The organism is Acinetobacter sp. L-24, from assembly GCF_056857555.1.
In genome coordinates, this window is the sequence record NZ_JBSXNI010000029.1 from 1 (window position 1) to 24609 (window position 24609).

The following is a 24609-nucleotide window of genomic DNA, read 5'->3' on the forward strand; positions in this document are numbered from 1 at the left end:
TCATAAACAGTTGTGCTGGCGACCATAGCAAGAGTGAACCACCTGATCCCTTCCCGAACTCAGAAGTGAAACCTCTTAGCGCTGATGGTAGTGTGGGGTTACCCATGTGAGAGTAAGTCATCGCCAGCTCATTATTCGAAACACCCCCGACCATAAGGCCGGGGGTGTTTTTTTATGCGTAGAATCATCATTTTGTATTTGAGATATATAAAGTTAATATTCTACATATTCTCAATATTAGGCTTCAGCAGTAGCCGACTTCGAAGAGTAAGTTTTTAATAGATTTCAGTTTCTTTATAGCAATGCATCAAACTGACGTCGAGCATGTTTAAAGGCAGTTCTAAGACCTTCTTCTAGCGTAGGGTGATAAAAAGGTTTCTTTAGGATCTGGTGAACATCCTGATCGGCATCAATCATCCAAGCCAGTAAATGGCCCAGATGCTCTGCTTGGGAACAGAAAAGTTCTGCACCCAATAATTTACCTGATTTCTTATCAATATAAACTTCTATTCCACCTGAGTTTTCTGCTAGAACCAGTGCACGTCCTTGATTTTCATAAGAGACGAATCCACCAATAAATTCGACGTGTTGATCTTCTAGCTGTTTAAAACTTTTTCCGACAATCGCCATTTCAGGATGACAAAATACAATCGCTAATGGAGTTAAGGCAGGAATAGGCTTTACATCCGGATAATTTAAACAATTATAAACCGCCTGTTTACCCGCATGCGCGGCTTCATGTTGAATGGGTGCATCAGGTGCGGCATCACCGACTATAAATATAGGTAGGTTTGCAAGTTGTTTGGTTTCTTTATCGATAGGAAGGTTTTTAATGTCCTTGAATGTTGAATTGAGTTGATCTAGGCCCAAATGATCTATATTGCTTTGTCGACCTGTGGCACCTAAAACATATTCAACTTCAATACTCTTAGTCTGATCATTTTCTGTAAAATTAATCTTTATTTTATCAGCTTGGATCTCAATCTCATTTGGTAAGGTTTTAAATTTGATATTGAGCTCTTTACTGAATTGCTCTTGGGCTAGTTTTTGTAAGATCGGGCTAGTTAAAGCACCTACTTTTTGACTACGCGCAAACATTGTGGTTTGTACACCCAGTCGTTGCATGGCTTGAGCTAATTCAATTGCAATGATTCCACTCCCGATTACTGCTAAAGACTTAGGTAATTGGGAAAATTCAAATATTTCATTGGAAGTGATATATTTTTCTTTTAATTTTTGCTTTAAAGCTTCATCAATATTGGGGCGTGAGCCTACAGCGACAATGAAACTTTTGGCCCGATATGATTGTCCATTGACTTCGATCGTTTGGGGATCAATAAATTTGGCTTTTCCGGAAATTTTATGTGAGCTGTCCCATTGATCGACACCTTTCAAGGTTGCACGAATAAAACGTTCTCTAAGGACATGCACACGTTGCATAACATCTGAAGTATCAATGACAGCGTTATGCTTTAAAGCAAGTTCTTCAGCAGTTTGAATATCATGCATGCGATTTGCAGAGGAGATTAGCAATTTACTTGGCATACAACCTACACGGGCACAGGTTGTATCCCACGAGCCATCATTGATAATTAAAATATTCTGGGTATATTTAATGGCTTCGTTATAAGCACTGATTCCTGCAGTGCCTGCGCCAATAATGATGAGGTCGTACATAGAATGATTACCAAGTCTCAAAACATAATTATTTATATTTATGGTTTACAATGTTTCTGGTGTAAATTATGTAACTAGATTGCTTATTTTTGCTAATTTGAGTAAATTTTGTGTAAAAGCCAGAAGACTAACTTGATGGCAGCTTAACTATTATATGCAGTGGGAAAAATCATGAGTTTGTTTATAAATTTAAAAAAACTTGGGGTCAATACAACAATCTTGGCAACTTCAATTTCTTTGGTTGCTTGTGGAGGGGGCGGTAGTGATGGGTATTATAATAATGGTTCATCTAGCGGTAATACGGAAGGAGGAAATACAAATGATAATAACCAGTCAGAAACAGAAACGTCAAATGTAGCAACGCATTTAACTCGAGCTCTACAGAATGCGAGTGGTCAAGAAATTCAACTTGCACCAGATAATTCAAAAGTTTATTTGGCGGTCAAAGCCTTAAATGCTGACAATGGTGGTATTGCCAACAAAAATATTCGCTTAACAATTGCGACAAATAAGTTTGGCGTAACCAGCACTAACTCTTTGGTTGCAACAGGCACCAATGGTGTAGCTATTTTTGAGATTAATGTACCTGAATTGGCAGACGCTGAAGGTTCAGTGCAACTAACTGCTACAGTTGACGGCACTTCAGTTAGTATTCCCTACACTTTAAATATTAAGAAAAGTAGTACGATTGTCAGTGACTATAGAATCAATGTGACCCAGGGCACAGTATTAAATTTACCAAATGGCAGTGTTGATGTCACTGCGACTGTAACAGATGCTAAGGGTGGTATTAAAGCGAATCAGTCTGTTACTTTAAATATGCCTGAAGCGATGCGCGGTAAATTTATTATCACTAATGGCGCAGCAACTCAACAAACAAATGCTCAGGGTGAGGTGAAATATACACTTAAAGTGAGTAGTAATTTTACATCAGCTGATCTTGCTACTTTCGCGGGTAAGTCTGAAACATTAAGTTTTTTGCTAGTTGATGAACATAAAGCTGAAAAAACCGCAATAGCAAATTTAACATTTAAAGACACATCTCAGATTGTCTCAACTCTCTCAGTAATTAAGCCAGATCAGGCTGTTGCTGCGAAAAGTACAACACCTGTAAAAATCCAAGTATTAGCAAAGAATGATCAACATGAGCCGTTAAGTGGAAAAGAGATTCGTTTGAGCTTTACAAAGGATGAGCTCGCGTATGGCGTTAAACTCAATAATGCGACTGCTAAAACGAATGCACAAGGTATTGCAGAATTTACGATTAGCACGGCCGATGTTACACATCCACTTGCTTTATCCGACACAGGTATTTCGTTAAGTGCAACCTATACAGATGGTATTAACCTTGAGTCTGGTAGCGTTATTGTTGATGTAGTAACAGAAAATACAAATGCTTCAGATGCCGATGCTATTCAGCGTTTAGAAATTGCATCTTCATATAAAGTGAATGCAAAAAATGACTCAGTTGCTGTAACTGTTAAGGCAATTAATAATAAAGGCTTAGCAGCAACTAAAGGTAAGGTTAAACTTGACTTAAATGCTGAGGCAACATCAAATGGTGTAACATTGGATGGGGCTGCGGAAAAAGACTTGGTGAACGGGTTTGCCACTTTTAATATTAAGACTAATGCCCAAACACCTGCTGCAGTAGAAGCATTGGTAAAAGCAGGAATTAAAGCTAATTTTACGACTGATAATGGTGTAAGCAATTCTATTGCTATTACAGTTGCTAATGAAGAAGTTTCTGAAGAAGCGACGCGCTATTTAGCTATAGATCCAATCACTTCTTCGACAGATCCAAAACTAGCGGTATTTGATTATACAAAAACTCAAACTTTCACAGTTAAAGTGAAGGCAGTCGGTGTAAACGGTAGTGCACTAATTGGCGAAACTGTGTCTTTGAATATTGCAGGGTCTTTAAGTGATGAACAGTTGCAAGATTTAGGCTTGAGTCATACAGGTCAGTCTTCTAAACAGACTGAAGCCGATAGTTATGCCACTTTTACTCTTGCTTACAAGGCGAATTTATCGCCTGAGCAAGCTGCTTTAGCGATTCAAGGTGTACCGTTAGTTGCGACTTCAGCAAATGGTAAGACACAAACATTGCGTTTGAATTTTAAAGCACCGACAGAGCAAGGTGTGATTGATCTAGATCATTTTACTGTTGATATGTTGGGAGACATGACTTTAACAGTTGGTCAAGAGCAAACATTAACTGTTAATGTCACCGCAAAAGATACAGATGGCGAATTACTTAAAAATCAGCTGATCAGTATTGGTTTAAATGATGCAGCATTAAATAATGGTGTGAGTTACGTTTCTACGCAAGCTATTCGCACAGATGAAAATGGTCATGCAAAATTTACAATTAAAGTAAAAGCGAGCAATGTAACTGAACTCACGAATCTAATTGCGAATGGTTTAACGGTAGTCGTGAAATCAACTCGTACAGATGGTTCCGCATTTACTGTTACAAAGAAAGTTGATGTTGCACAACCACCAGTCGTTTTACCAGAGCTTGCAGGTCTTGATATTGCATATGTAGGTAATATTCAAACTGTGTCAGTGTTGGGTGGTGAAGTTCGTGTTAAAGTTGTTGCGAAAGATAAAGACAATGCCATTATTCCAAATACACCAATTCAAATTGCTTTATCTTCGTTAACTAGCTCACGTGTGTCTTTATCTTCTAACTCGGCTGTAACCAACAGCAATGGTGAAGCAGAATTTACTGTTCGAGTTGCTGAAGGTGCGTACGATGCAAACTTGATTAAAAATGGTATCGTTTTTGCGGTAGTCGGCACAAGTTTAAATAACCCGAATGACCGTTTACAGCAAACCGGTTCAATTCAAGTTGAGATTCCAAAGGATTCTGTAAACTTACGTTTAACAGCAGATCAATCTAATTTGGAATTAGGTAAGAGCTATACAGTGCAAGTAGCCGTTAAGGACGAGCTTGGAGCAAATTCAGCTTATCCTGTGAATTTGGCATTGAATACTGAAGCAATTACAGCTGGTGTGAAACTGAGTGCAGATTTAGTTTCTACGTCAGCTAATGGACAATTACCAGTAACTCTTACATTACCTAAAGATATTTCAGCTGTTGCAAAACAAGCTTTATTAGACAAGGGTATTCAGGTTAAAGGCATTATCACTAACCCTAAAGGTGAAAAGCTTGAAACTACGCTTAGCTTTACGGTAACTGAAGCGATTAACACGAATCACTTAACAATACTGAGTTCTAAAGCGAATTTAAGCACTGCCGGTGACCGTTCAATTATAACTGTTGCATTATTAGATCGAAATAACCAGCCAGTTCGTAATCAGCCAGTAAGGCTGTCTGCAAATAACGCAGCTACATTAATTATTGGTACACCAGGAAGTGGGCATCCAACCAATACCAGCGAACCTCAAACAGTGATTACGGATTCAAACGGTAATGCGTTCTTCTCGGTTGAGATTGATGGAAGTACAGTTGATGCTGATTTATTGATTGCAAGTGGAATCGAGCTAACTGCAAGTCATACTAATGAAGCAGGTACAGTAACTCAAATACACCATTTAACAGCATTTACACCTGCACCTATTGTGACTCCAACACCTCAACCACAGCCTGCACGTTATAGTCTACGTGTTGCAGCTGCTAAACCAATCATGAATGTACGTAATGATATCACGGATGTTACTGTGACTTTGGTTGATACTAATGGTGGTGGCGTAGCTGATAAGTACGTTGAATTGGCTATTGAGAATTTTGCACTTAACGGCGCAATAATTGTAGGAGCATCAGGTTTAACCACAGATGCCAACGGACAAGCCGTATTTAAAGTACAAGTAGATGAGCGTGAACGAGATGGAAATTATGATGCCGCAACATTTGCAAATGAAGATTTACGTTTAACAGCGAAATTTACAGAAAATGGCTTTATTGATGCGACTCAAGTAACCCAAGTGGATATTGTTCAGGCGGCAGTACAAAATCCAAGAGCATCGATTGTAATTGCGGTTAATAATATTGAGGTTTATTCTTTAACTGAAAGTGGTAATGTTTATTACACAAGAAATCTATCTGCAAGCGTAATTGACTTCGATGGTAAACCACTGGCAAATCAAGAAGTAACACTTGATATTACCCCAATTTCTTATATTAAAGGGCGCAATTTATGGGCATTAGCACCTGTACCAACACAAGACCCAGCAATGAAATGGGTCTTTGGTAATCAGCAATATTATCTAAATAATATTGCTATTAATAATAATGGTACACCAAACGATCCTAACGATGACACTTTATTCCCAACGGTTACTAATAATGTCACTTCATGTGCTGCTAGCGCTGATGGAACTGCAGTAAATGGGGTGCCAGTTAAAGTTGTAAGTTTTACTAAGTCGAGTGCTGCATTAGCTAATACTGTAACATATGTTACGGATTCAGAAGGTAAATTTGATTTTAGTATTCGTTATCCAAAAAATTATGCTCAATGGCTAAATGTAAGAGTTGGTGCATCTTCTACGATAGCGAGTTTACCAACACGTACAACTTATGATCTTGGTTTACCATCATTATCAACAGATTACTCTACAGATGGTACAACATCTCCAAACGAGGTCAGTCCATACGGTATCACTACTAACTGTAATTAAGGTAATTAAAAAACAGCGCTTCGGCGCTGTTTTTTATGGGGACTGAAGTTTTAAAAACTTAAATTGATGTTCCCACATTCACACCCACAGTCGGCTTCAAATTCATTGAACTACAACCGACAAAGGTCAAGCTTAGACATAACACGACCAAAATTTTATTCATGAATCAATCCTTGAGATTTAGCCTGATTAAACAAAGCAACCGAACGTGTGCCGCTTCGGCAAACCATCAAAATCGGTTTAGGCAGCTCATTATAATATCGAGCAAATTCTTCAATATTCGCCTGAGAAAGTTGGCCATTCATTACAGGCTGATAAATCACACTCACTTGAGATTTCTCTGCAATGGAGCGTAATTGACTCACCGTGACACTATTACCAGTTTCCTGATCAGGACGATTTACAATCACAGATTTGAAACCTTGCTGAATCAATTGCTGAAACTTGCTTGGTGTCATTTGCCCCGTAACACTCACCGTAGAGGTCAGCGCACGGCTAAGATCATTTGCAGCAAAAACAGGTGTAATACAGCTAAAATAGGTTGCCAGTACCACACCTTTCCAGAACGACTTAATCATCCAGCAGGTCCATCTGTTTTGCCAGTTGATATAAGTTATTCGAGCGGTTTCCAGTACGACAGAACATCAAGATCGGTTTTGGTAACTCATTATAATGATTGGCAAAAGTGCGTACATCAAGCTCAGTAATCTGACCGGCTACTACTGGCTGGAATACATAATCCAGACCGGCATTGCGTGCAGCTTCCTCGATTTGTGCACTGGTCGGCTGCTCGGAACCCCCTTCCATGTCCGGACGGTTGTTGATAATCGATTTAAAACCTTTCTCAACCACTTGAGTTACGTGTTCCGGACCAATTTGACCAGCAAAACCTACATTTTCGCTCATGACGCCACTCCATCATTTCATTTATATCGATATGCTTTATGATAGCATTAAGCTGAAAACATGCTGAACCTGTTCTGAAATTTTTATAAATGATGATAACCATAAGATAACGCAATGGAGCGCGTATGCAGGCTTATACAGTTGAACCACTGTATGTCAAAAGCGGTCAGGAAGTGATTGCTGCAGATTTTTATCGGCCTAAAAATATAGAAAAACCGGCCGTAATCCTGATGGCTCATGGTCTGGCTGCCTTACGTCAATTTAAACTGGTGCAATATGCCCAGCGTTTTGCCAGTGCCGGCTATGCGGTGGTTTTATTTGACTATCGCTATTGGGGCGGCAGCACTGGGCGTCCACGTGAACTGGTGTCGATCAATGCCCAGCTCGATGACTGGCGAACCATGATCAGACATATTCAGGAACGCAAATCGATTGACAGTAAACGGATCGTGCTCTGGGGTACGGCCTTAAGTGGTGGGCATGTATTGACACTTGCAGCAGAGCTGAAAAATATTCAGGCGGCGATGGTACAGGTGCCTTTTGTCGATGGGGCTGAAAGTGCCCAACTATATCCTTTACAGCAACTCCCCAAGGCGCTTAAAGTTTCCAGTCAGGATTATATGGGGGCCAAGGTTGGTATGGCACCAAAAACCTTACCTGTAGTTGATCCGCATGAGCTATGTTTTATGCCGACACAGGACAGTTATGAAGGTTATCTGTCGATTGTCAATCCGGATTATTACTGGAGTGGTCACATTCCTGCACGGGCATTCTTTCAGCTGATGCGTTATCGGCCAATTCAGAAAGTAAGAAAGATTAACATTCCAGTCCTGTTTATTGCGGCAAAACTGGATAGTCTGATTCCCATTGAATCGAGTCGGGAAACTGCGACCAATATTGCACCATTTGTGCAATATCATGAGTGGAATATCCGGCATTTTGATATTTATCATGGGGAATGGTTTGAAAAAGCAGTTTCGACCCAATTAGAATTCTTACATCAACATATTGGAGTGCGCTAGATGATTATTGTATGTCCGGAATGTCTGGCCAAAAACCGTGTCCCTGAAGATAAACTCACTGCCAACCCTGCTTGTGGTCAATGTCATCAAGCCCTGATTCCACTGGTACCAATTGAGCTGAATGAGCAGAATTTCAGCCAGTTTGTCACGCATAGTGACTTGCCAATCCTGATTGATCTCTGGGCAGAATGGTGTGGTCCCTGTAAAATGATGGCACCGCATTTTGCGACTGTCGCCCAGCAATATCCAAATGTGGTTTTTGCAAAAATTGATACAGAAGCGAATCCTCGCTTAAGTTCGGCATTTAATGTTCGCAGTATTCCGACGCTGGTGTTGATGAATAAAAGCAACGAAATTGCTAGAATAAGCGGTGCATTACGGTCAAGCGAGCTGCAAAAATGGCTTGATCAGCAGTTAAATACCCAACCCTAATTCAAATGCCTGGAGTGAAAGTGTCAGATTCTCAAGTAAGACCAGAGGGGATTCTTTCCCTACAGACGATCGCAATGCCTGCAGATACCAACTGGAGTGGTGATGTCTTTGGTGGCTGGATCGTTTCACAAATGGACTTGGCAGGCGCGATTCACGCAGAACGATTTTCAAAGGGACGTTGTGCCACGATTTCGATTAATCAGATGACTTTTCTGGTACCGGTAAAAGTCGGAGACGTGATTAGTTGTTATACCAAAATTCTCAAAGTTGGCAAGACATCTATCCAGATGGAAATCGAGGTTTGGGATAGCCATGATGATTCACGCCCCCCAATTCGGGTAACTGAAGGTGTGTTTACCTTTGTTGCTGTAGATGTCAAAGGCAACAAACGTCTGATTCCAGAAGAAGCGAAACAGAAGCTTTTAGAATCGCAAACAGCACAATGATGACTTGAAATAAAAAATCCCAGATTTAATGTCTGGGATTTTTTTGTCTAAAAGAAGAAATTATGATTTCTTGAGCTGGCTCTTGGCAATCCAAGCCCAGAGCATTTCACATTGAATGGGGGCTTCACCTGATTCATCCGTGACGGTGACCTGAACCAGGGTTTCACCTTTATCCGAGTTTTGCATCAGGGCTTGCTGCTCCGACGTGAGCGTAGCAACAGCAGTCATGGCACCGCGTGTCGGGCGCTTAAAATCAACCTTTAAGCTTTTGATCAGTACAATTGCTGTATCCGGAACATTCATTGCCGTCACAAAGCCGGTCGCTGTTTCTGCCAGCAGGGCCATTGCACATGCATGGATTTGTCCGATATGGTTCTGCATGGCTTTATGATTGGCCATACTTACTACCACTTTGGACGCACTCATTTCCTCATAACGAATCTTGGCAGAGCCGACCATCGGGACCACCCGGCCAAAAGTTTTACTTAACAAAGCAGTACGAATGCCTTGCGGTAATCGTGTAGTGGCTTTGACTAATCTGGCTAATCGGTTGTTCTTTGCCATAATTCCTTCTACAGACGTTGCTGTCTTAATCTTTAAAGTTATTGAACTGTAAAGGCAAACCAAATTGCTGTTCTTTCAAGAATGCCATTACTTGCTGCAATGTATCGCGTTTTTTATCAGTCACACGAATCTTGTCGCCCTGAATAGAAGATTGCGCCTTAATCCCACTTTCTTTAATGGCTTTATTAATTTTTTTTGCGGTATCTGAGTCAAGACCATCTTTAAGCTTGATGACCTGAATCACATTTTTGCCAGAAGCCGTCATTTTTTGTGGATCAAGCGCCTGAATATCGACTTTGCGTTTAAAGAAATGACTTTCCAGCATGCTATAGACTTGTTCACACTGGAAATCGCTTTCAGTCGAGATTTTGATTTCCTTGTTTTTTTCATTCAGTTCAATAGAAACGTCCTGACCACGGAAATCAAAGCGGGTCGCAATTTCTTTTTGGGTGTTTTGAACTGCATGATTTACTTCAAAAATTTCTAATTCAGAAACAATATCGAAAGAAGGCATAGTTTAGACCTTTACAAAGGGAAAGAATATCTGAGATGCTAGGGATGTTTTCTTCATTTGCCAAGTGTTGTTTTACATCAAAGGAGTGCGCAATGATCCGTAAACAAGAAATTACAACATTTGAGTTCCCAGAAAATGCAATTATCTGGGATGTACGCGATTCAAGTGCTTATGCTGAAGCACACGTGAAAGGGGCGGTGAATCAGCCCATTAACGATCTTTCAGCAGAAAGCCTAACTCAGGTGTCAGCGGATCAACCCATTTACATCTTGTGTGGTGGGGGCAGTAAAGCTCCACGTGCTGCGGAAAAACTAGAGGGTTTTGACGGCTCACGTGAATATGTCATTCTGATGGGTGGTACTCGTGCTGCCCGTGATGCAGGCTTACCGCTTGAACAGGGTGCATAAGCATTCTGTCAAAAAAAGCGCCGCAAGGCGCTTTTTTAATGGGTGAGATTTAATCCCTCCCTTTTCTGAAGGGAGGAGCTACATGTATTCTATTTGTTCATAAAAGTGGAGAAAAGTTCCCCTTTTTAAAGGGGGATTTAGGGGGGAATCATTCAAAATGGTAATTAAACTTGTAGCTTAAAATACGGTTTCTTCATTTTCACTTTCTTTTGAAAACGGGTCACACTGAGTTTTTTTACTAAACTGGATGGCACCGGACAGGCTTCGCAGAGAATCTGGGCTACCAGAATTTCACTACAGAGCGGCGCAAACAGAAAGCCTTTAGAACCGAGACCAGCAAAGCTATAAACTTCCTCATCCGCTTTCATTTTACCCAGTAGGGGAAAATAATCCTGACTTTGCGCGCGTACCGATGCACGACCTTGCCAGGTATCGGTAGAAGCTAATGACTGTGCATATTCTGGGAATACACTGTGGATCAATTCGTAGTTGTGTACATGGTCTTCTGCTAACACCTCGATATCATCTCGACCTGGATAGAAAGAAGCACCCAAGATCAGATGTTCAGCATCCAGCTGCATACAATAGCCACCGTAGCTATAGGCTGTATTTTGGCTTAAAGGTTGAGTTTTATTGTTGAGCCAACTGACCTGTCCACGAATCGGTTTCAGAGCCGGATAATCTGCAAAGAATTGTGTTGTATCTCGCGCAGTACAGACAATCACATGATCAAATTCACCTAGATCCTGTTCATCTGAAAATAGCTGAGGTTTTGTAGTAGCTTCAATATGGCTAATTTTGGCCTGTTGATATCGGATATTTACATTCTGTAGAATTTCATCACGCAATTGAGGCGGTGAAACCACACCAGCTTCTAACAGTTTTAAACTTGGAAATTCGGTTTGAACCTCTTGATCTTCTGTATCTTTTACAGTAAGAATTTTTTCTGGATATTCGTCTGCCAATCCTAAAAGCTGTTCAGGATTTTTTAAGGCCAGTTGATTGACCTGAATCGGGCGGAAAGCTTTAAATTTTTGATAATGATTTAAGGCATGTTGCCAAGCCAATGTCATCAGATGTTCACCGCTTTGCTCAACTGGACAGAGTTTGGGATTGAGCAAAGCCAGTGGATTGCCAGAACCTCCTGAGAGTGGCGCTGACTGGTCGTAAATCGTAACCTGATGACCACGTTGAGCGAATGCCCAGGCCGTACTTAAACCAGCGATTCCAGCGCCAATTACAGCGATTTGGCGAGGTTTGATATTGGTCTCTGTATCTTGCTCAGTTTTTTTTTGAGTGATTTCTTGTATTAATGAACTTTCAGTCTCTTCAGCTGGCTTCCAGATCGCTTTCAGCATTTCACGCTTGTGCTTAAAACCACGTGGACGGGAAATTGAAATCCCATGATTTTTTAAGCCACGTTTTAAAACGCCAGCAACACTGAAAGAGGCGAAAGTGGTGCCGATCTCGGATAAACGCACAATATTATTTAAAACATTTTCTTCCCACATATCCGGATTGCAGGAAGGCGCAAAGCCATCCAGAAACCAGGCGTTCACCGGCGCAGTTTTTTCTATTACCGGGAAAACATCATATGCATCACCCAGCCATAGATCCAGACTGAATCGATCTTCAGGAAAACTGAGGCGATGACAGCCGGCAATTGGCATCGGGTATTGAGAGATGAGTTGATCCGCTAAAGGCTTGAGTTCTGACCAGGCATTTAAGGCTCGAATCAGATCAGCTTTGGAAAGAGGAAATTTTTCAACTGAAATCGCATGCAGATGACTGTGATTATCCGGACGCACCTGTTGCCAGAGCTGCCACAAGGCCAGAATATTTAAACCAGTACCGAAACCCGTTTCACCGACACAGAAATATTCAAAAGGTTTTAAATCTGCCAGACGCGTCGTGAGATCATTGCCATTTAAAAAGACATGCCGGGTTTCCAGCAAGCCATTGTCTTTGGAAAAATACACATCACCAAATTGCTTGGACATAGGCACATCAATGCCATCCACCAATTGCCAATCCAGATCGGCAGTTTGAATTGCGTGCGACAAAACGGGTACGACCTTAAAGATATCGGGAAGGGCTATAGCTTACCATTGACGACGACGTTTGGTATAAACATAGCTCGCGATCAGAAAGCCCAGCAGCACACCTACTGCCAATGTTGCAGCGCCGTAGAGGAACATCTGCGCACTGCGTTCACTTTGCAGCACCTGTACCTGCACCCCAAGATTATCATTCTTGAGCTGTAATTCTTGATTTTGCGATAGTGCTTCCAGATTGGCTTTTTCCAGTTGCTGCAAACGGGTGGCCTGATCTTTGACCAAAGCTTTCACCTTGGCATCTTGCTGGGCTTTGAGCTTGGCGATTTCTTCTGCAGTTAATGGCTTATTCTCGGCAGGTGGCACCGGCTGGGCAGAAGATGCTACGGCAGGAATAATGGCAGGTTTCAGCGTAGACTGGGTTTGGGAAGTCACCGCTGTCCCTTGAGGTTGTGCTGTCTGATTTTCCTGAGTCACAGGAGCAGGCGCAACTTCGACTGCCCATACTGGAGAAATCATAAAACATAGGCCAATGATACTGGCAGTAACAACACGCATGAACCTTATCCTTGAGGGAATGCTTTATTGAATGGTTTAACATCGATGTGTTCGTACACACCTTCTTTTAAGAAAGGTTCATCCTGTAGCCATGTATCCAGCGCTTCACGACTGTCAAAGTCGACAATAATGGTACTGCCATAAAAACCGGCCTGTGGATTGGCTGGATCCTTAGGCATGGCACCTGCAACAATCAGGTGGCCTTCAGCATTTAACTGTTCCAGACGTGCAAGATGTTGTGGACGAATCGCGAGGCGTTTTTCAACTGTACCTTCCCGATCGGTACAGCTAACGACGAATAATGGCATGATGACTCTCAATCGTTTGTAGTTGGACTTATTCAGCGGTCTTAAAGTATTTGCGCAATACAATAAACTGAATAATGATAAAGGAAAACATCACGATCATGTCACCGAATGCGGTAAATTCACCCCAATATTTTCCATCCATCCACAAATAGGCGAAAAAGGTATGCAGAAATGACATCAGTACGAACATGGCAACCCAAGCATAGTTCAGCTTGAACCAGCCTTTTTCGCTTAGATTGAATACTGGACCAAATAACCGCTGGATCAGAGGCTTTTTATCCTTGCTAAACCAAGGGGATAATAAAAAGACCCCGGCAAAGACCAGATTCAGTAACACGGCTTTTAGACGGATATAAAAATCATCGCTGAGGATCAGGGTGATGCCACCAAAAATCACCGTCATAAACAAGACAATCCATTGCTGTTTGTCCAGACGGAATTTTTGCATGACAAATAACGCACCATAGACGACCAGCATGGAAATAATCAGACCTGTGGTTGCAACAAGAATATTATTATTGTCGACACCCCCCGCAGAACCGATCAATTGCAGCAATTGATGGTCAGTGTCTTTTGGATCTACAGTTTTATATAAATAAAAGAAAATAATGAGTGGCACAAAGTCTAAAAGTGCTTTCATGTTAGAGTATCTAAATCTGATCAAATAAATGTCATAGTATAGAGATGCACGGCGTAGATTTACATACACATAGTAATATTTCTGATGGAACTTTCAGTCCTCAGCAATTGGTCGAAGCGGCTGTGGAAAAACTCGTCCATACTTTGGCCCTGACGGATCATGATACCATGGACGGTTTGGCATTGGCTGAGGAAGCCGCTAAAAATCATGAGATTAAGATCATTTCTGGGGTAGAAATATCCAGCCAGTGGTCACGTCCTGCCACCAAAAAAAACTATGGCGTGCATATCGTCGCGCTAAATATGCAAAATCCTGAGCCTTTACAAAAAGCCCTCAATCAGCAAAAGAAAATCCGGGCTGAACGCTCTAAACAGATTTGTGATCTGCTGGTTCCTTTAATTGGGGAGGATATTTATGCTGATGTACTGACCAAAGTCGACCATATCCCTGATCGGGTGACACGGACACATATTGCCAAAACGCTGGTAGAAAAGGGGATTGTGACCCGTCCGCAACAGGCCTTTGATAAATACATCAAGGAAGGCAAGAAAGCTTATGTCAAATTTGATGGCTTGAGTCTTGAAGACACGATTCAGGTGATTCATGAAAGTGGCGGCTTCGCCGTGCTGGCACATCCGACCAAATATGATTTATCTGCGACCAATATCCGCTACCTGATTGAAATCTTTGCCAAGTTCGGTGGAGATGCGGTGGAACTACCCCCGGCAATTGAGCCAAGTTCCACCCGGCAGATGGTGGATCGAATGATTGCTGAACATGATCTTAAAGTTTCGATTGGCAGTGATTTTCATGGCGATCATATGCCCTGGATTAAACTCGGTAATGTCCCGAGTCTTAAACCGGGGCAGGTCGGAATTTGGGAGAGTTTTGTTTAGTCATTCCTTTACCTCGATCTTTTTCATTTGAGAGAAGATTTTCCCTTCGCTACTAATAGCAAAGGGCGAGGAAAGAATTATAAATTATAGCAAATTATGATCTTTGGCCTGAATCGGTGGTGGCGTTGGTTTACCCAACGTTCCTAATAGTTCAATTTCAATGGTACGCACCATCGAGTCCAGAGGCAAGTCGTTGCTTTGAGTACCAAAAGGCTCTTCAATTTCCGAACTTAAAGCATCCAGTCCCAAAAAGGTATAGGCCAAAATTCCGACCAGCAAAGGCGTAAACAGACCAAGCGTTGAACCCAGACTAAAAGGCAAAATAAAACAGAAAAAATAGACGGTGCGGTTGAGCAAGACCGAATAGGCAAAAGGCAAAGGCGTTGTTGCAATCCGGTCACAACCAGTCTGGACAATACTTAGTTCTGCTACATGATTATTCATCTGCATATAGATGATGTCGGAGATTTCACCTTCTTTGAGCGCCTGCATTAACTCCCATTGAATCAGGCTTAAGGTATATTGCGGCGCATTGGCCTGCTGATAGAGCTGGGTCACAGCCTGCTGGCTCATGCCGCTGGTTTCCACAAGTTCCGTCGGATTGGCTGTCTGATGGCGTAGCCGGTCACGGAGGACATTGGCAAAGACAATCACATGCTGAATTACACGTTCACGGCGACCTTGAGACAGCATCCGGCAATCACGGTCAAAATGACGTGAATTGGCAATCAAAATGCCCCAAAGTTTGCGCGCTTCCCACCAGCGGTCATAACAGGCCGAGTTCTTAAATCCGAGAAAGATCGACAGTACCACTCCAATCAGGGTAAAGCCGACCAGGGGTAATTCTGGAAAATGAAAATAACCAATATGTGATAAGCCACCGATGATGGCTGACATCAGCATTACCACGCCCAAAGGTGGCAAAACTTTAGGTAAAATCGTCCCTCGCCAGGAAAACAGCAGTTTAAAAACAGTTGGCTGGTCACGTACGATCATTTATTGGAATCATCACAATTTTTTTCATGATCTTGTGGAGTTGTGCCTGCTTTGTCAAGTGCTATTCAATACTGCATTTCTGGTTTGATGAGTTGCTGCTCAGCAAAGGAAAAACTGCCCTCCAAAGCGATAATACAATGGTCAATCAGATGAATATCTACCAGCTGGCAGGCTTGTTGAATCTGACGGGTCAATGCCAGGTCAGCCTTGGATGGAGAGGGCCGGCCCAGTGGATGATTATGTGCAATCACAATGGAAGTAGCCTGTTGGCTAATGGCATAACGCAACAATTGATTAATGGAAATATCACATGCATTGATGGAGCCATAAAACAGTTTTTTAAAGGCAATTTTTCTTAGACTGGCATCCAGACACAGCACGGCAAACACTTCTTGAGTTTCACCGAGCAGTTCAAAACGTAAGTAATCTCTCAGCCGTTTGGAATTGGTGAGTTCCAGTGCATCCTGTTTCAGGTGCTCGGCAATGTAACGCCGTCCGAGTTCCTTGACGGCCATCAGTTGGGTATATTTACTGATGCCCATGCCATGAAACTGGCTGATTTCCTGTAAAGGCGCATCCAGTAGTGCAGTCAAATGACCAAAATGTTGAATCAGCAACCGCGCCAGATCAACTGCCGAATGCTGCTGTGAACCGGAGCGTAGAAAAATGGCCAGTAGCTCGGCATCGGATAAACTTTCTGCGCCATATTGAATCAGGCGTTCTCGCGGCCGTTCTTGTTCCGGCCAGTTTTTAATAGAAAATTGCATAGTTATTAGACTTATTTATTATGAATTATCAGTTTTCCCGCAAGCCGATCTCTTGGGAATGCGATTATTTAATGCTATTGTGAGCCCCACTGCAACAGCGAGGTAATCTGTTCGTGAGCTTTGATCTAAGTGTAATTCCTCATAAAAATATCATTTTGGCCGTCACTGGCGGTATTGCTGCCTATAAAAGTGCAATTCTGGTCCGCCGTTTGAAAGATGCCGGATTTAATGTGCGGGTCGTCATGACTCACGGTGCACAGGCTTTTATTACACCTTTAACCTTTCAAGCCTTATCGGGCAATCCCGTACATACCGAATTACTGGATACTGAAGCAGAAGCCGGTATGGGCCATATCGAGCTAGCACGTTGGGCAGATCTGTTGCTAGTAGCACCGGCCAGCTGTGATACCTTGGCAAAATTCGCAGCAGGTCTGGCTGATGATCTCTTAAGTACTTTATATCTGGCAACAAAAGCACCCGTCTGGGTAGCACCTGCCATGAACCAGCAAATGTGGGCAGCCAAAGCAACGCAGCGTAATCTTGCGACACTGATCGAAGATGGTGTGCATGTGATCATGCCGGACGCGGGTTCACAGGCTTGTGGGGATGTAGGTTTGGGCCGGATGCCTGAGCCGGAAGATTTAGCCCGACAGGTGACTGAATATTTTCATAAAGCTCAACGTGCGATTGCGGAAAAATTTGGCCTGCTTGCGGGTAAACAAGTCACGATTACCGCAGGCCCGACTCGCGAAGCGATTGATCCGGTGCGTTATATTTCCAATCACAGTACCGGGAAAATGGGCTTTGCACTGGCTGCAGCCTGTTATGCAGCCGGAGCAAATGTCACCCTGATCGCAGGTCCGGTCAGTCTGGATACCCCGAATGGCGTAAAACGTAAGAATGTTTCTTCTGCCGTACAAATGCTGAATGAAAGCATGCAAATGCTGGAAAATGGTTGCGATATCTTTATTGCGACAGCTGCAGTAGCCGATTATCGTGTGGCAGAAGTAGCCGAGCATAAAATCAAGAAAGCCGGTGATGAACTGAATGTCGCCTTGGTGAAAAATCCGGATATTGTCGCCACCATTGCCCAGCAGGAAAAACGTCCATTTATGGTCGGCTTTGCTGCAGAAACCCGCAATATTGAAGAATATGCTGCCGGAAAGCTGGTCGCGAAAAAGCTGGATATGATTGCCTGCAATGACGTTTCACGTACGGATATCGGTTTTGCTTCGGATGAAAATGCCATGATAGTATTCTTTGCCGAGCATTATCAGCTGGATAAACGCGATCTGGAAAAAGCCTCCAAGCAGGAAATTGCCCAGCAGTTGATCGAAGCTATTCATGATGCCCTGCATCGTGATCCATCCAGTGATGATGATTTTTAAAACGATCTGTATCGAAAAAACCCTGAATCCATCAGGGTTTTTTTATGGCTGATTTTTTATCATTAATTCAAAAAAACCATAGAAACCATAAATATTTAGTCTTAATCGAAGCGCTGTTTGTTTATTGTTTTTGCAAAAAAGCATAAAATGGGTCACAGAATAAGCAAAGATAAAAATACTGCGTATATCAGCTATAAGCAGGAAGTGGAAAGAAAAAAAGAGGGGGCGCTATGAAAAAAATCATGATGTTATGGATGGTCGCCTGTCTGGCTGGATGCAGTTATTTTGTCTCGATGGATGAACTGGCCAGAAATATTCAAACGCAGATGCAACGTGAATTTAATTCCAATCGAGATTATCAACACTATCGTTTTACCGTGAAAAAGGTCAAAATTGTCCAGCGTCAGGGGAATGAGTTTCAGGCCATTTCTCATCTGAATTATCAGGGTGAAGAATATCCCATTCATGTAAAAGTCTTTAAGGTGGATGGGGGATATAGTTGGTCGATTGAAGATGATGCCTTTGCTTTTATTGATGAAATTGAAATTGAAAAATATCGTCAGCAACTGGATCGAGAATTACAGCAACTGGCCTCAGCCTTGGATGATCTAGAACCTGTAGATGAACCGAACCAGAATGTCTCCGGCTCTCTGATTACACCAGTGGCTGAACCCGCATTACAAGATGTTTCTTATCAGGAAGAGCCAATTCCGGTCGGCAATATCACGGCGTATACGCAATAACTCATGCGCAATCGCTATAAAAAAGCACCGATCATTGGTGCTTTTTGTGTTTAGGACTCAACTTGTTGATGTTCACGTACATAATCTTCGGTACGCTGCATCGCTTCCTGAATATTAAAAAGTGCAGTCTCTACATCTTTCAAGGTTTTGGCATTACCACCGCTTAAAGCCTGACGCCATTTACGTGCACCCGGCAAATTCTGGAACAGTCCTAAAATATGACGGGTAATAATGGATAAAGGTGCACCTTCGGCCATGCGCTGGGCAATATAAGGCAGCATCTGTTGCATAATGTCAAAACGGTCTGGTGCATCCAGATTCCATAACTGGCCCAGTTCAGCCAGTAAGTAAGGATTATGATAGGCTTCGCGGCCAATCATCACGCCATCCACATGTTTGAGATGTTCCAGCGTTTCGGCATAGGTTTTAATTCCGCCGTTGATCTCGATGAGCAGATCAGGACGATCCTGTTTTAAACGGTAGACATCTTCATAACGTAGGGGTGGCACGTCGCGGTTTTCTTTAGGTGATAGACCTTTTAATAAGGCAATCCGCGCATGCACGATAAAATTATTGCAGCCGGTTTTGGCCACGGTATCGACAAAATGCAGCATCTCTTCATAAGATTGCATATCATCAATTCCGATCCGGTGTTTTACGGTCACTGGAATATCCACCGCATGACGCATTTCAGCAATACATTCTGCGACTAGATCAGGCTCCGCCATCAGACAGGCACCAATTTTATTATTTTGTACCCGGTCACTTGGGCAACCTACATTTAAATTGACTTCGTTATAGCCCCAGTCCTGCGCCATCTTGGTACAGATTGCCAGATCTTTTGGATTCGAGCCGCCGAGTTGCAAAACGATTGGCTGCTCTTCCGTATTAAAGTCCAAATGACGTTTGGCATCGCCATAAATGATCGCACCCGTGGTGACCATTTCGGTGTACATAATCACATTCGGGTTAAACAGACGGGCAAAGAAACGATAGTCTTTGGTAGTCCAATCCATCATCGGCGCAACACTGATTCGTGGTTGAAGTTTATTTTCAATGGTGGTCAGATCAGTCATTCAAAATCACGCCTTAACGAAATGGAAGAAAGAAGAAGCAATTCATGCGATCACTCAGTTATTGGTTTTTGGCTTAAACCGGATCTGCTGACGTCGCAAAAAGAGGGCGTAATACTAGCATAAAATCAGAAAAATCACCCGGCGAACTTGAGCTAGCCCGGTAAATCCAGGGAATGAAACAAGAAATAAAATTGGAATTCCCAGTCAGGTTGGAATGGTATATTTTGATAGGAGAAAGATGAATATAAAAACGCTAGAAATAAGGAGAATAATCATGTTGTTATTGGAGGAGATTTATAAAAGCCATAAAGCACAAAATTCGGCACATTTTAATCTAAGAATTCATCGGGGCTTAGGCTGGTTTAAAAAATCGCTAGACCTGGATCAGGATCTGGATTTTAAGTTTATCAGCCTGTGGATCAGCTTTCAGGCGATTTATGCAGATGAGTGTGATCTGGTTCAAGATCAGAAAAAGCTGCATCAGTTTATGGAAACACTCTGCCAAAAGGATCTGGATCAGAAAATTAATCATATTCTCTGGGGAAAATACAGCCAGCCGATCTGCTCACTCTTGGCCAATCCCTATGTGGAACAAAGCTTTTGGGATTATCGTCATCAGAAAATTAGTCTGGAAAGCTGTCAAGCTGATCTGGAAACACAGAAACAGAATATAGAGAAGGCTTTAAAAGAACGAAATTCTGTTGAAATTTTAGCTGGAATATTTCAACGTTTATCTACCTTGCACCATCAGATAATGCAGGGTGGCGCCACGTATCACAGCTCGTTGAATTATAAATCATTAGAGGAAAGCTGCCGGATTCTGGCAGCCTTATTGCCGGTTTTTATCTGTATTTTATTAGAAAATTCACAAACTCTTGATCTGAATAAGCCTTATTATCCGGCGGCGCAAGTCAGCTAAATAGAGGTAAAATACTTATGCAGTTGTTCTGGCCTGATACCATTGATCCAGCAGGGCGAATAGGGTGGCACACAGAGCTAGCCCGAGTCCTGCCAGACAGGTCATGCTCCATCCACCATGATGCCAGGCATATACGCCTAAGGCTGAACCACAGGCACCGCCAATAAAATACAAGGTCATATAGAGTGAATTGACTCGTGATTTGGCATCCGGGCGCAGGCGAAAAATCACGTTCTGGTTACAACTATGGGTAATCGCGAGCCCAAGATTTATCAGTCCATAACCCAGAATATAACTGAGCAAAGATACTGCACCAAAGTATAAAAATAACCAGCTTCCCATCAGAATAGAACAGCCGATCCAGCTCAGTGTTCTGATATGGCCACGATCGGCCCATTTGCCAATGAACTGCGTGGAAAGTGCGCCAAATACACCCACCAGCGTGACCAGCCCAACCATGACATCAGAAAGCTGAAAAGGTTCCTGCGTTAGCAGCAGAGCAATGGTGGAGAACAACATACTCATAGCAGCAAAAGCACATGCGCCTGTAAGTGAACGAAAAACCAGTCGTGGTTCCTGCTTGAGTAATATTCCCATAGATTTAAAAATTGCTGTATAGCTAATTCTCAGACGTGGCAGGCTCGGTAGTTTTCCTTTCAAATAAAAACTTAAAGCCAGCATGCTTATGCCACTGACGATATAAATCATTTTCCAGTGAAACAGGTCGGAAAATAATCCGGCAATACTGGTCGAGAGTAGAATGCCAACCAGCAAGCCACTCATCAGGAAGCCCACCACTTCTCCGGTTTTTTCCGGTTTGACCGCCATGGTGGCCAAGGGAATCAGAATCTGTGCAGCCACGGAAAACAGTCCGGCAATGATAGTGCCGACCCAGAGCATTGGCAGATTCACAGCACTAGCACAAATAAATAAACCTGCTGCGGCACCCAGCATGAGGAAAGGGATCAGTTTAGTCTTATTTAGCATGTCACCTAAAGGCACAATAAACAGCAGGCCCAGGGCATAAGAGATTTGAGCAAAAGTGACAGTAAGTGCCACTTGTGATTCAGGTACCTGATAATACTGCTGAATCGATGAAATCAACGGCTGGCAATAATAGTTCGCGCCGGCACATAAACCGCATGCAATCGCCATCAGCCATAATAAGGGCTTATTTTGACTAATATCGAGAGGCGTGTGCATAGGGCTAACCTTGTATTCAGACCGGAAGAATTGAAATGAGGAATGAGAATAATGTTCAAATTGAGGGCACTATAGGCCAGAAGTTCTTGCTTTAAAAGTAGAGAAATATTGCCAGCATTGAAAATTGTTAGAACTCAGGCAGCTTAATGAAAGAAGTGCAATTTCAAATAGAAAGTATGAGTGAATATTTACAGAATTTTTTATCTTTTAATGATGGGGTTGCTTCATTAAAGCGCAGCTTAAAGTAAAAACAATAAAAAAGAGCACTGAGGTCAAAAAAGTGGAATATTTACTCTATTTTATTGCGCAAATTTGGTGCGAAAATGAGATTTTCCATTTTGAATCAAGTTCAGTACATTAATATAATAAATAGTCATCCAGCTTTTTTTCTACCCTTTATCTGACTGTTTGAGACCTGAGTCTTATAAAATTTTGGCGATTACTTTTTGTCAGATCTATTAATTGTGTCTGATGAAGATCTGCTCAAATCAAATTCTATCATTTCATAAAATACGATTTTAACGTCTAAAAACAGTGCTCTTGCTTGAGTGCTAAATCTGTCAAAAAAGTCAAAACTAAAAAAACGGCGCAGCTAAAGTGCCGCTATCTATAGGGACTAGAGAAATTGAAAGTCTGCTTCTAAATCAGGAAATACAGCAATCATTGTCAGAATCATCAATGTAACAAAATAAATCAGAAATCTGCGCTTATTTACACCAGTAAAATCTGGATATTTCATTCAGCGGAATGAATATCGTTTATAAAAGCATCGAATATGAATAGCCGTTGAATTAAATAAATGTGCTATTGCAGCATCATTTTTATGAATCATCAGTTCAAAATATAGGTATTTATTAAATAAATAGTAGGTGGTAATTTCAAACAGTTTGATTAGAATCCAAAAATTCAACAAGAACACATCCTGAGGGGAAGCATCGTTTTACACGATGTTTACTTAAGAAAAATTAGCTTGAGGAACGCTCATGCAGATCGGAATTCCAGCCGAAACTGTTGTCGGTGAAAATCGCGTCGCTGCGACGCCAGAGACAGTAAAGAAATTGATCAGCGCAGGACATAGCGTGATTATCGAACGTGGTGCAGGGGTTAAAGCTGCCTATATCGATAGTGCCTATGAACAAGTTGGTGCCAAAATTACGGATGATGCCTACACCGGCAGTCAGTTGATTTTAAAAGTTCGTGCACCGAAAGGTGAGGAAATTCAAAAACTCAACCCGAATACCACTATCGTGGCAATGTTTGATCCTTACCGTAATACTGAGCTTGACCAATTCGCGGCACAAAACGTGTCTGCATTTGCATTGGAACTTTTGCCACGAACCTTATCTCGTGCGCAGAACATGGATGTCTTGTCTTCTCAAGCCAACCTTGCAGGTTACAAGTCGGTGCTTTTGGCTGCGGCTGAATACCAGCGCATGTTCCCGATGCTGATGACTGCTGCGGGTACGGTTAAACCGGCTCGTGTGGTGATTATGGGTGTCGGCGTAGCGGGTCTGCAAGCGATTGCCACTGCAAAACGTTTAGGTGCCATCGTTGAAGCCACGGACTTGCGTCCAACTGCCAAAGATCAGGTTGAATCTCTGGGCGGTAAATGGCTAGACGTGCCGATGTCTGCTGAAGAGCAGCAAAAAGCTGCAGATGCTGCCAAAAATGGTTATGGCTGGATGCCGGGTGAAGAATACATCCGCGATCAGGCTGCAATTGTTGATAAAGCGGTATCAAATGCTGACATCGTGATTACCACAGCGCTTTTACCGGGCCGTGATGCACCGCGTTTAATCCGTGCTGAAACAGTTGCGAAAATGAAACCGGGTTCAGTGATTCTGGACATGGCAGTAGAATCTGGCGGCAACGTCGAAGGTTCAAAATGTGGCGAAACCGTGCATACCGACAACGGCGTCAAAATTCTCGGCATTCCAAATATTCCATCGACGGTATCGACTGAAGCCTCTGCTTTATACGCTCGTAACGTATTTAACTTCGTGGAAACATTATTTGATGCAGATAAGAATTTTGTCCTGAATCAAGAAGAAGAAATTCAAAAAGCCCTACTTGTCACTCATGGCGGCCAAGTGCTGCTGAAACGTGGTTAAGGAGAAGACTCATGGTTGAAACAATTACGATTTTTGTCCTTGCCATTTTCGTAGGTTACTACGTGGTGTGGGGTGTAACACCAGCATTGCATACGCCGTTGATGGCGGTCACCAATGCCTTGTCATCGATCATTATTGTCGGTGCAATGATTCAGACTGTTGGTCTGCCGGTGATCGGCGTTGAAGGTAGCGTAGATTTCCAGACCATTAATGTGGTGAGCGTGCTTGGTGCAATTGCGGTGTTCCTGGCCAGTATCAATATTTTCGGTGGCTTTGCAGTGACTGCACGTATGCTGGAAATGTTTAAACCTAAGCAAAAGAAAAAAGAGGGTTAATCC

24 protein-coding genes and 1 rRNA gene are annotated in these 24609 nt (G+C 42.4%); 12 read left to right on the forward strand and 13 right to left on the reverse strand.

Annotated elements, in window-relative coordinates; all coding sequences use genetic code 11:
* Positions 1–14: 14 nt before the first annotated feature.
* Positions 15–129, forward strand: a 5S ribosomal RNA gene (gene rrf / locus AC13CK_RS03200).
* 165 nt (positions 130–294) lie between these two features.
* Here rrf and AC13CK_RS03205 read toward each other — a convergent pair.
* The gene (locus tag AC13CK_RS03205; RefSeq protein WP_425880092.1) at positions 295–1677 is read right to left on the reverse strand and encodes a dihydrolipoyl dehydrogenase; all 1383 of its coding nucleotides are present in this window, start codon (positions 1675–1677) and stop codon (positions 295–297) included.
* Positions 1678–1848: 171 nt separating this feature from the next.
* On the opposite strand from AC13CK_RS03205, the gene AC13CK_RS03210 reads away from it, so the two are divergent.
* Positions 1849–6321 carry a hypothetical protein gene (locus tag AC13CK_RS03210; RefSeq protein WP_482830939.1) on the forward strand — a complete coding sequence of 1491 codons (4473 nt, stop codon included), beginning with the start codon at positions 1849–1851 and terminating at the stop codon, positions 6319–6321.
* 155 nt (positions 6322–6476) lie between these two features.
* Here the strand turns inward: AC13CK_RS03210 and AC13CK_RS03215 are convergent, their stop codons facing one another.
* The gene (locus AC13CK_RS03215; protein ID WP_425880094.1) at positions 6477–6899 is read right to left on the reverse strand and encodes a protein tyrosine phosphatase family protein; all 423 of its coding nucleotides are present in this window, start codon (positions 6897–6899) and stop codon (positions 6477–6479) included.
* Positions 6892–7227, reverse strand: a complete 336-nt coding sequence (locus AC13CK_RS03220; RefSeq protein ID WP_004281596.1) for a protein tyrosine phosphatase family protein — start codon at positions 7225–7227, stop codon at positions 6892–6894. The genes AC13CK_RS03215 and AC13CK_RS03220 overlap by 8 nt, the downstream gene beginning before the upstream one ends.
* 125 nt (positions 7228–7352) lie before the next feature.
* On the opposite strand from AC13CK_RS03220, the gene AC13CK_RS03225 reads away from it, so the two are divergent.
* From AC13CK_RS03225 to AC13CK_RS03235, 3 genes are read left to right on the forward strand one after another with little or no spacing between them, the layout of a single operon-like run.
* Entirely contained in the window at positions 7353–8249 is an 897-nt protein-coding gene (locus AC13CK_RS03225) for an alpha/beta hydrolase (RefSeq protein ID WP_180038917.1), read from the forward strand.
* Positions 8250–8681 carry a thioredoxin TrxC gene (gene trxC, locus AC13CK_RS03230; protein ID WP_005101783.1) on the forward strand — a complete coding sequence of 144 codons (432 nt, stop codon included), beginning with the start codon at positions 8250–8252 and terminating at the stop codon, positions 8679–8681. It abuts the gene before it with no gap.
* Between the two features lie 5 nt (positions 8682–8686).
* Complete coding sequence (locus AC13CK_RS03235) at positions 8687–9127, forward strand: acyl-CoA thioesterase (RefSeq protein WP_153566559.1); 441 nt, start codon at positions 8687–8689, stop codon at positions 9125–9127.
* Positions 9128–9187: 60 nt separating this feature from the next.
* Here AC13CK_RS03235 and AC13CK_RS03240 read toward each other — a convergent pair whose 3' ends face one another.
* Entirely contained in the window at positions 9188–9691 is a 504-nt protein-coding gene (locus AC13CK_RS03240) for a DUF4442 domain-containing protein (RefSeq protein ID WP_482830940.1), read from the reverse strand.
* A gap of 25 nt (positions 9692–9716) precedes the next feature.
* Positions 9717–10205, reverse strand: a complete 489-nt coding sequence (locus tag AC13CK_RS03245; RefSeq protein ID WP_004281601.1) for a YajQ family cyclic di-GMP-binding protein — start codon at positions 10203–10205, stop codon at positions 9717–9719.
* 92 nt (positions 10206–10297) lie between these two features.
* On the opposite strand from AC13CK_RS03245, the gene AC13CK_RS03250 reads away from it, so the two are divergent.
* Positions 10298–10612, forward strand: a complete 315-nt coding sequence (locus AC13CK_RS03250) for a rhodanese-like domain-containing protein (RefSeq protein WP_425880095.1) — start codon at positions 10298–10300, stop codon at positions 10610–10612.
* A gap of 164 nt (positions 10613–10776) precedes the next feature.
* Here the strand turns inward: AC13CK_RS03250 and mnmC are convergent, their stop codons facing one another.
* Genes mnmC through AC13CK_RS03270 form a run of 4 tightly spaced genes read right to left on the reverse strand, consistent with a single transcriptional unit; the run spans position 10777 to position 14172 of the window.
* The gene (mnmC, locus tag AC13CK_RS03255) at positions 10777–12675 is read right to left on the reverse strand and encodes a bifunctional tRNA (5-methylaminomethyl-2-thiouridine)(34)-methyltransferase MnmC2/FAD-dependent 5-carboxymethylaminomethyl-2-thiouridine(34) oxidoreductase MnmC1 (RefSeq protein WP_425880096.1); all 1899 of its coding nucleotides are present in this window, start codon (positions 12673–12675) and stop codon (positions 10777–10779) included.
* A 39-nt stretch (positions 12676–12714) separates the two neighbouring features.
* Positions 12715–13224, reverse strand: coding sequence for an SH3 domain-containing protein (locus tag AC13CK_RS03260; RefSeq protein WP_425880097.1), 510 nt, complete (start codon positions 13222–13224; stop codon positions 12715–12717).
* A 5-nt stretch (positions 13225–13229) separates the two neighbouring features.
* On the reverse strand, positions 13230–13532 hold the full coding sequence (locus AC13CK_RS03265) for a YciI family protein (RefSeq protein WP_425880098.1): 303 nt from the start codon (positions 13530–13532) through the stop codon (positions 13230–13232).
* 28 nt (positions 13533–13560) lie between these two features.
* Entirely contained in the window at positions 13561–14172 is a 612-nt protein-coding gene (locus AC13CK_RS03270; protein WP_004645132.1) for a septation protein IspZ, read from the reverse strand.
* A 44-nt stretch (positions 14173–14216) separates the two neighbouring features.
* Here AC13CK_RS03270 and AC13CK_RS03275 point away from each other — a divergent pair, with 44 nt between their 5' ends.
* Positions 14217–15068, forward strand: coding sequence for a PHP domain-containing protein (locus AC13CK_RS03275; protein ID WP_004281607.1), 852 nt, complete (start codon positions 14217–14219; stop codon positions 15066–15068).
* A gap of 84 nt (positions 15069–15152) precedes the next feature.
* Here the strand turns inward: AC13CK_RS03275 and AC13CK_RS03280 are convergent, their stop codons facing one another.
* The gene (locus AC13CK_RS03280; protein WP_004281608.1) at positions 15153–16064 is read right to left on the reverse strand and encodes a bestrophin family protein; all 912 of its coding nucleotides are present in this window, start codon (positions 16062–16064) and stop codon (positions 15153–15155) included.
* A 65-nt stretch (positions 16065–16129) separates the two neighbouring features.
* On the reverse strand, positions 16130–16831 hold the full coding sequence (gene radC, locus AC13CK_RS03285) for a RadC family protein (RefSeq protein ID WP_253114075.1): 702 nt from the start codon (positions 16829–16831) through the stop codon (positions 16130–16132).
* Positions 16832–16944: 113 nt separating this feature from the next.
* Between radC and coaBC the strand changes: the two genes are divergently transcribed.
* Both coaBC and AC13CK_RS03295 read left to right on the forward strand, forming a co-directional pair.
* Positions 16945–18219, forward strand: a complete 1275-nt coding sequence (coaBC, locus tag AC13CK_RS03290) for a bifunctional phosphopantothenoylcysteine decarboxylase/phosphopantothenate--cysteine ligase CoaBC (protein ID WP_425880099.1) — start codon at positions 16945–16947, stop codon at positions 18217–18219.
* Between the two features lie 230 nt (positions 18220–18449).
* Positions 18450–18962, forward strand: coding sequence for a hypothetical protein (locus tag AC13CK_RS03295; protein ID WP_004281611.1), 513 nt, complete (start codon positions 18450–18452; stop codon positions 18960–18962).
* 50 nt (positions 18963–19012) lie between these two features.
* On the opposite strand, the gene dusA is transcribed toward AC13CK_RS03295, so the two are convergent.
* Positions 19013–20038, reverse strand: coding sequence for a tRNA dihydrouridine(20/20a) synthase DusA (gene dusA / locus AC13CK_RS03300; protein ID WP_425880100.1), 1026 nt, complete (start codon positions 20036–20038; stop codon positions 19013–19015).
* 274 nt (positions 20039–20312) lie between these two features.
* Here dusA and AC13CK_RS03305 point away from each other — a divergent pair, with 274 nt between their 5' ends.
* Positions 20313–20957 (forward strand): hypothetical protein, encoded by a 645-nt coding sequence (locus AC13CK_RS03305; RefSeq protein WP_425880101.1) that lies wholly within the window; start codon positions 20313–20315, stop codon positions 20955–20957.
* Positions 20958–20972: 15 nt separating this feature from the next.
* On the opposite strand, the gene AC13CK_RS03310 is transcribed toward AC13CK_RS03305, so the two are convergent.
* Positions 20973–22160, reverse strand: a complete 1188-nt coding sequence (locus AC13CK_RS03310; RefSeq protein WP_425880102.1) for an MFS transporter — start codon at positions 22158–22160, stop codon at positions 20973–20975.
* 983 nt (positions 22161–23143) lie between these two features.
* Between AC13CK_RS03310 and AC13CK_RS03315 the strand changes: the two genes are divergently transcribed.
* Together AC13CK_RS03315 and AC13CK_RS03320 are read left to right on the forward strand one after the other, a co-directional pair.
* The gene (locus AC13CK_RS03315) at positions 23144–24271 is read left to right on the forward strand and encodes a Re/Si-specific NAD(P)(+) transhydrogenase subunit alpha (RefSeq protein ID WP_004645141.1); all 1128 of its coding nucleotides are present in this window, start codon (positions 23144–23146) and stop codon (positions 24269–24271) included.
* Positions 24272–24282: 11 nt separating this feature from the next.
* Complete coding sequence (locus AC13CK_RS03320; RefSeq protein ID WP_004281642.1) at positions 24283–24606, forward strand: proton-translocating transhydrogenase family protein; 324 nt, start codon at positions 24283–24285, stop codon at positions 24604–24606.
* The last annotated feature ends 3 nt before the right edge of the window (positions 24607–24609 follow it).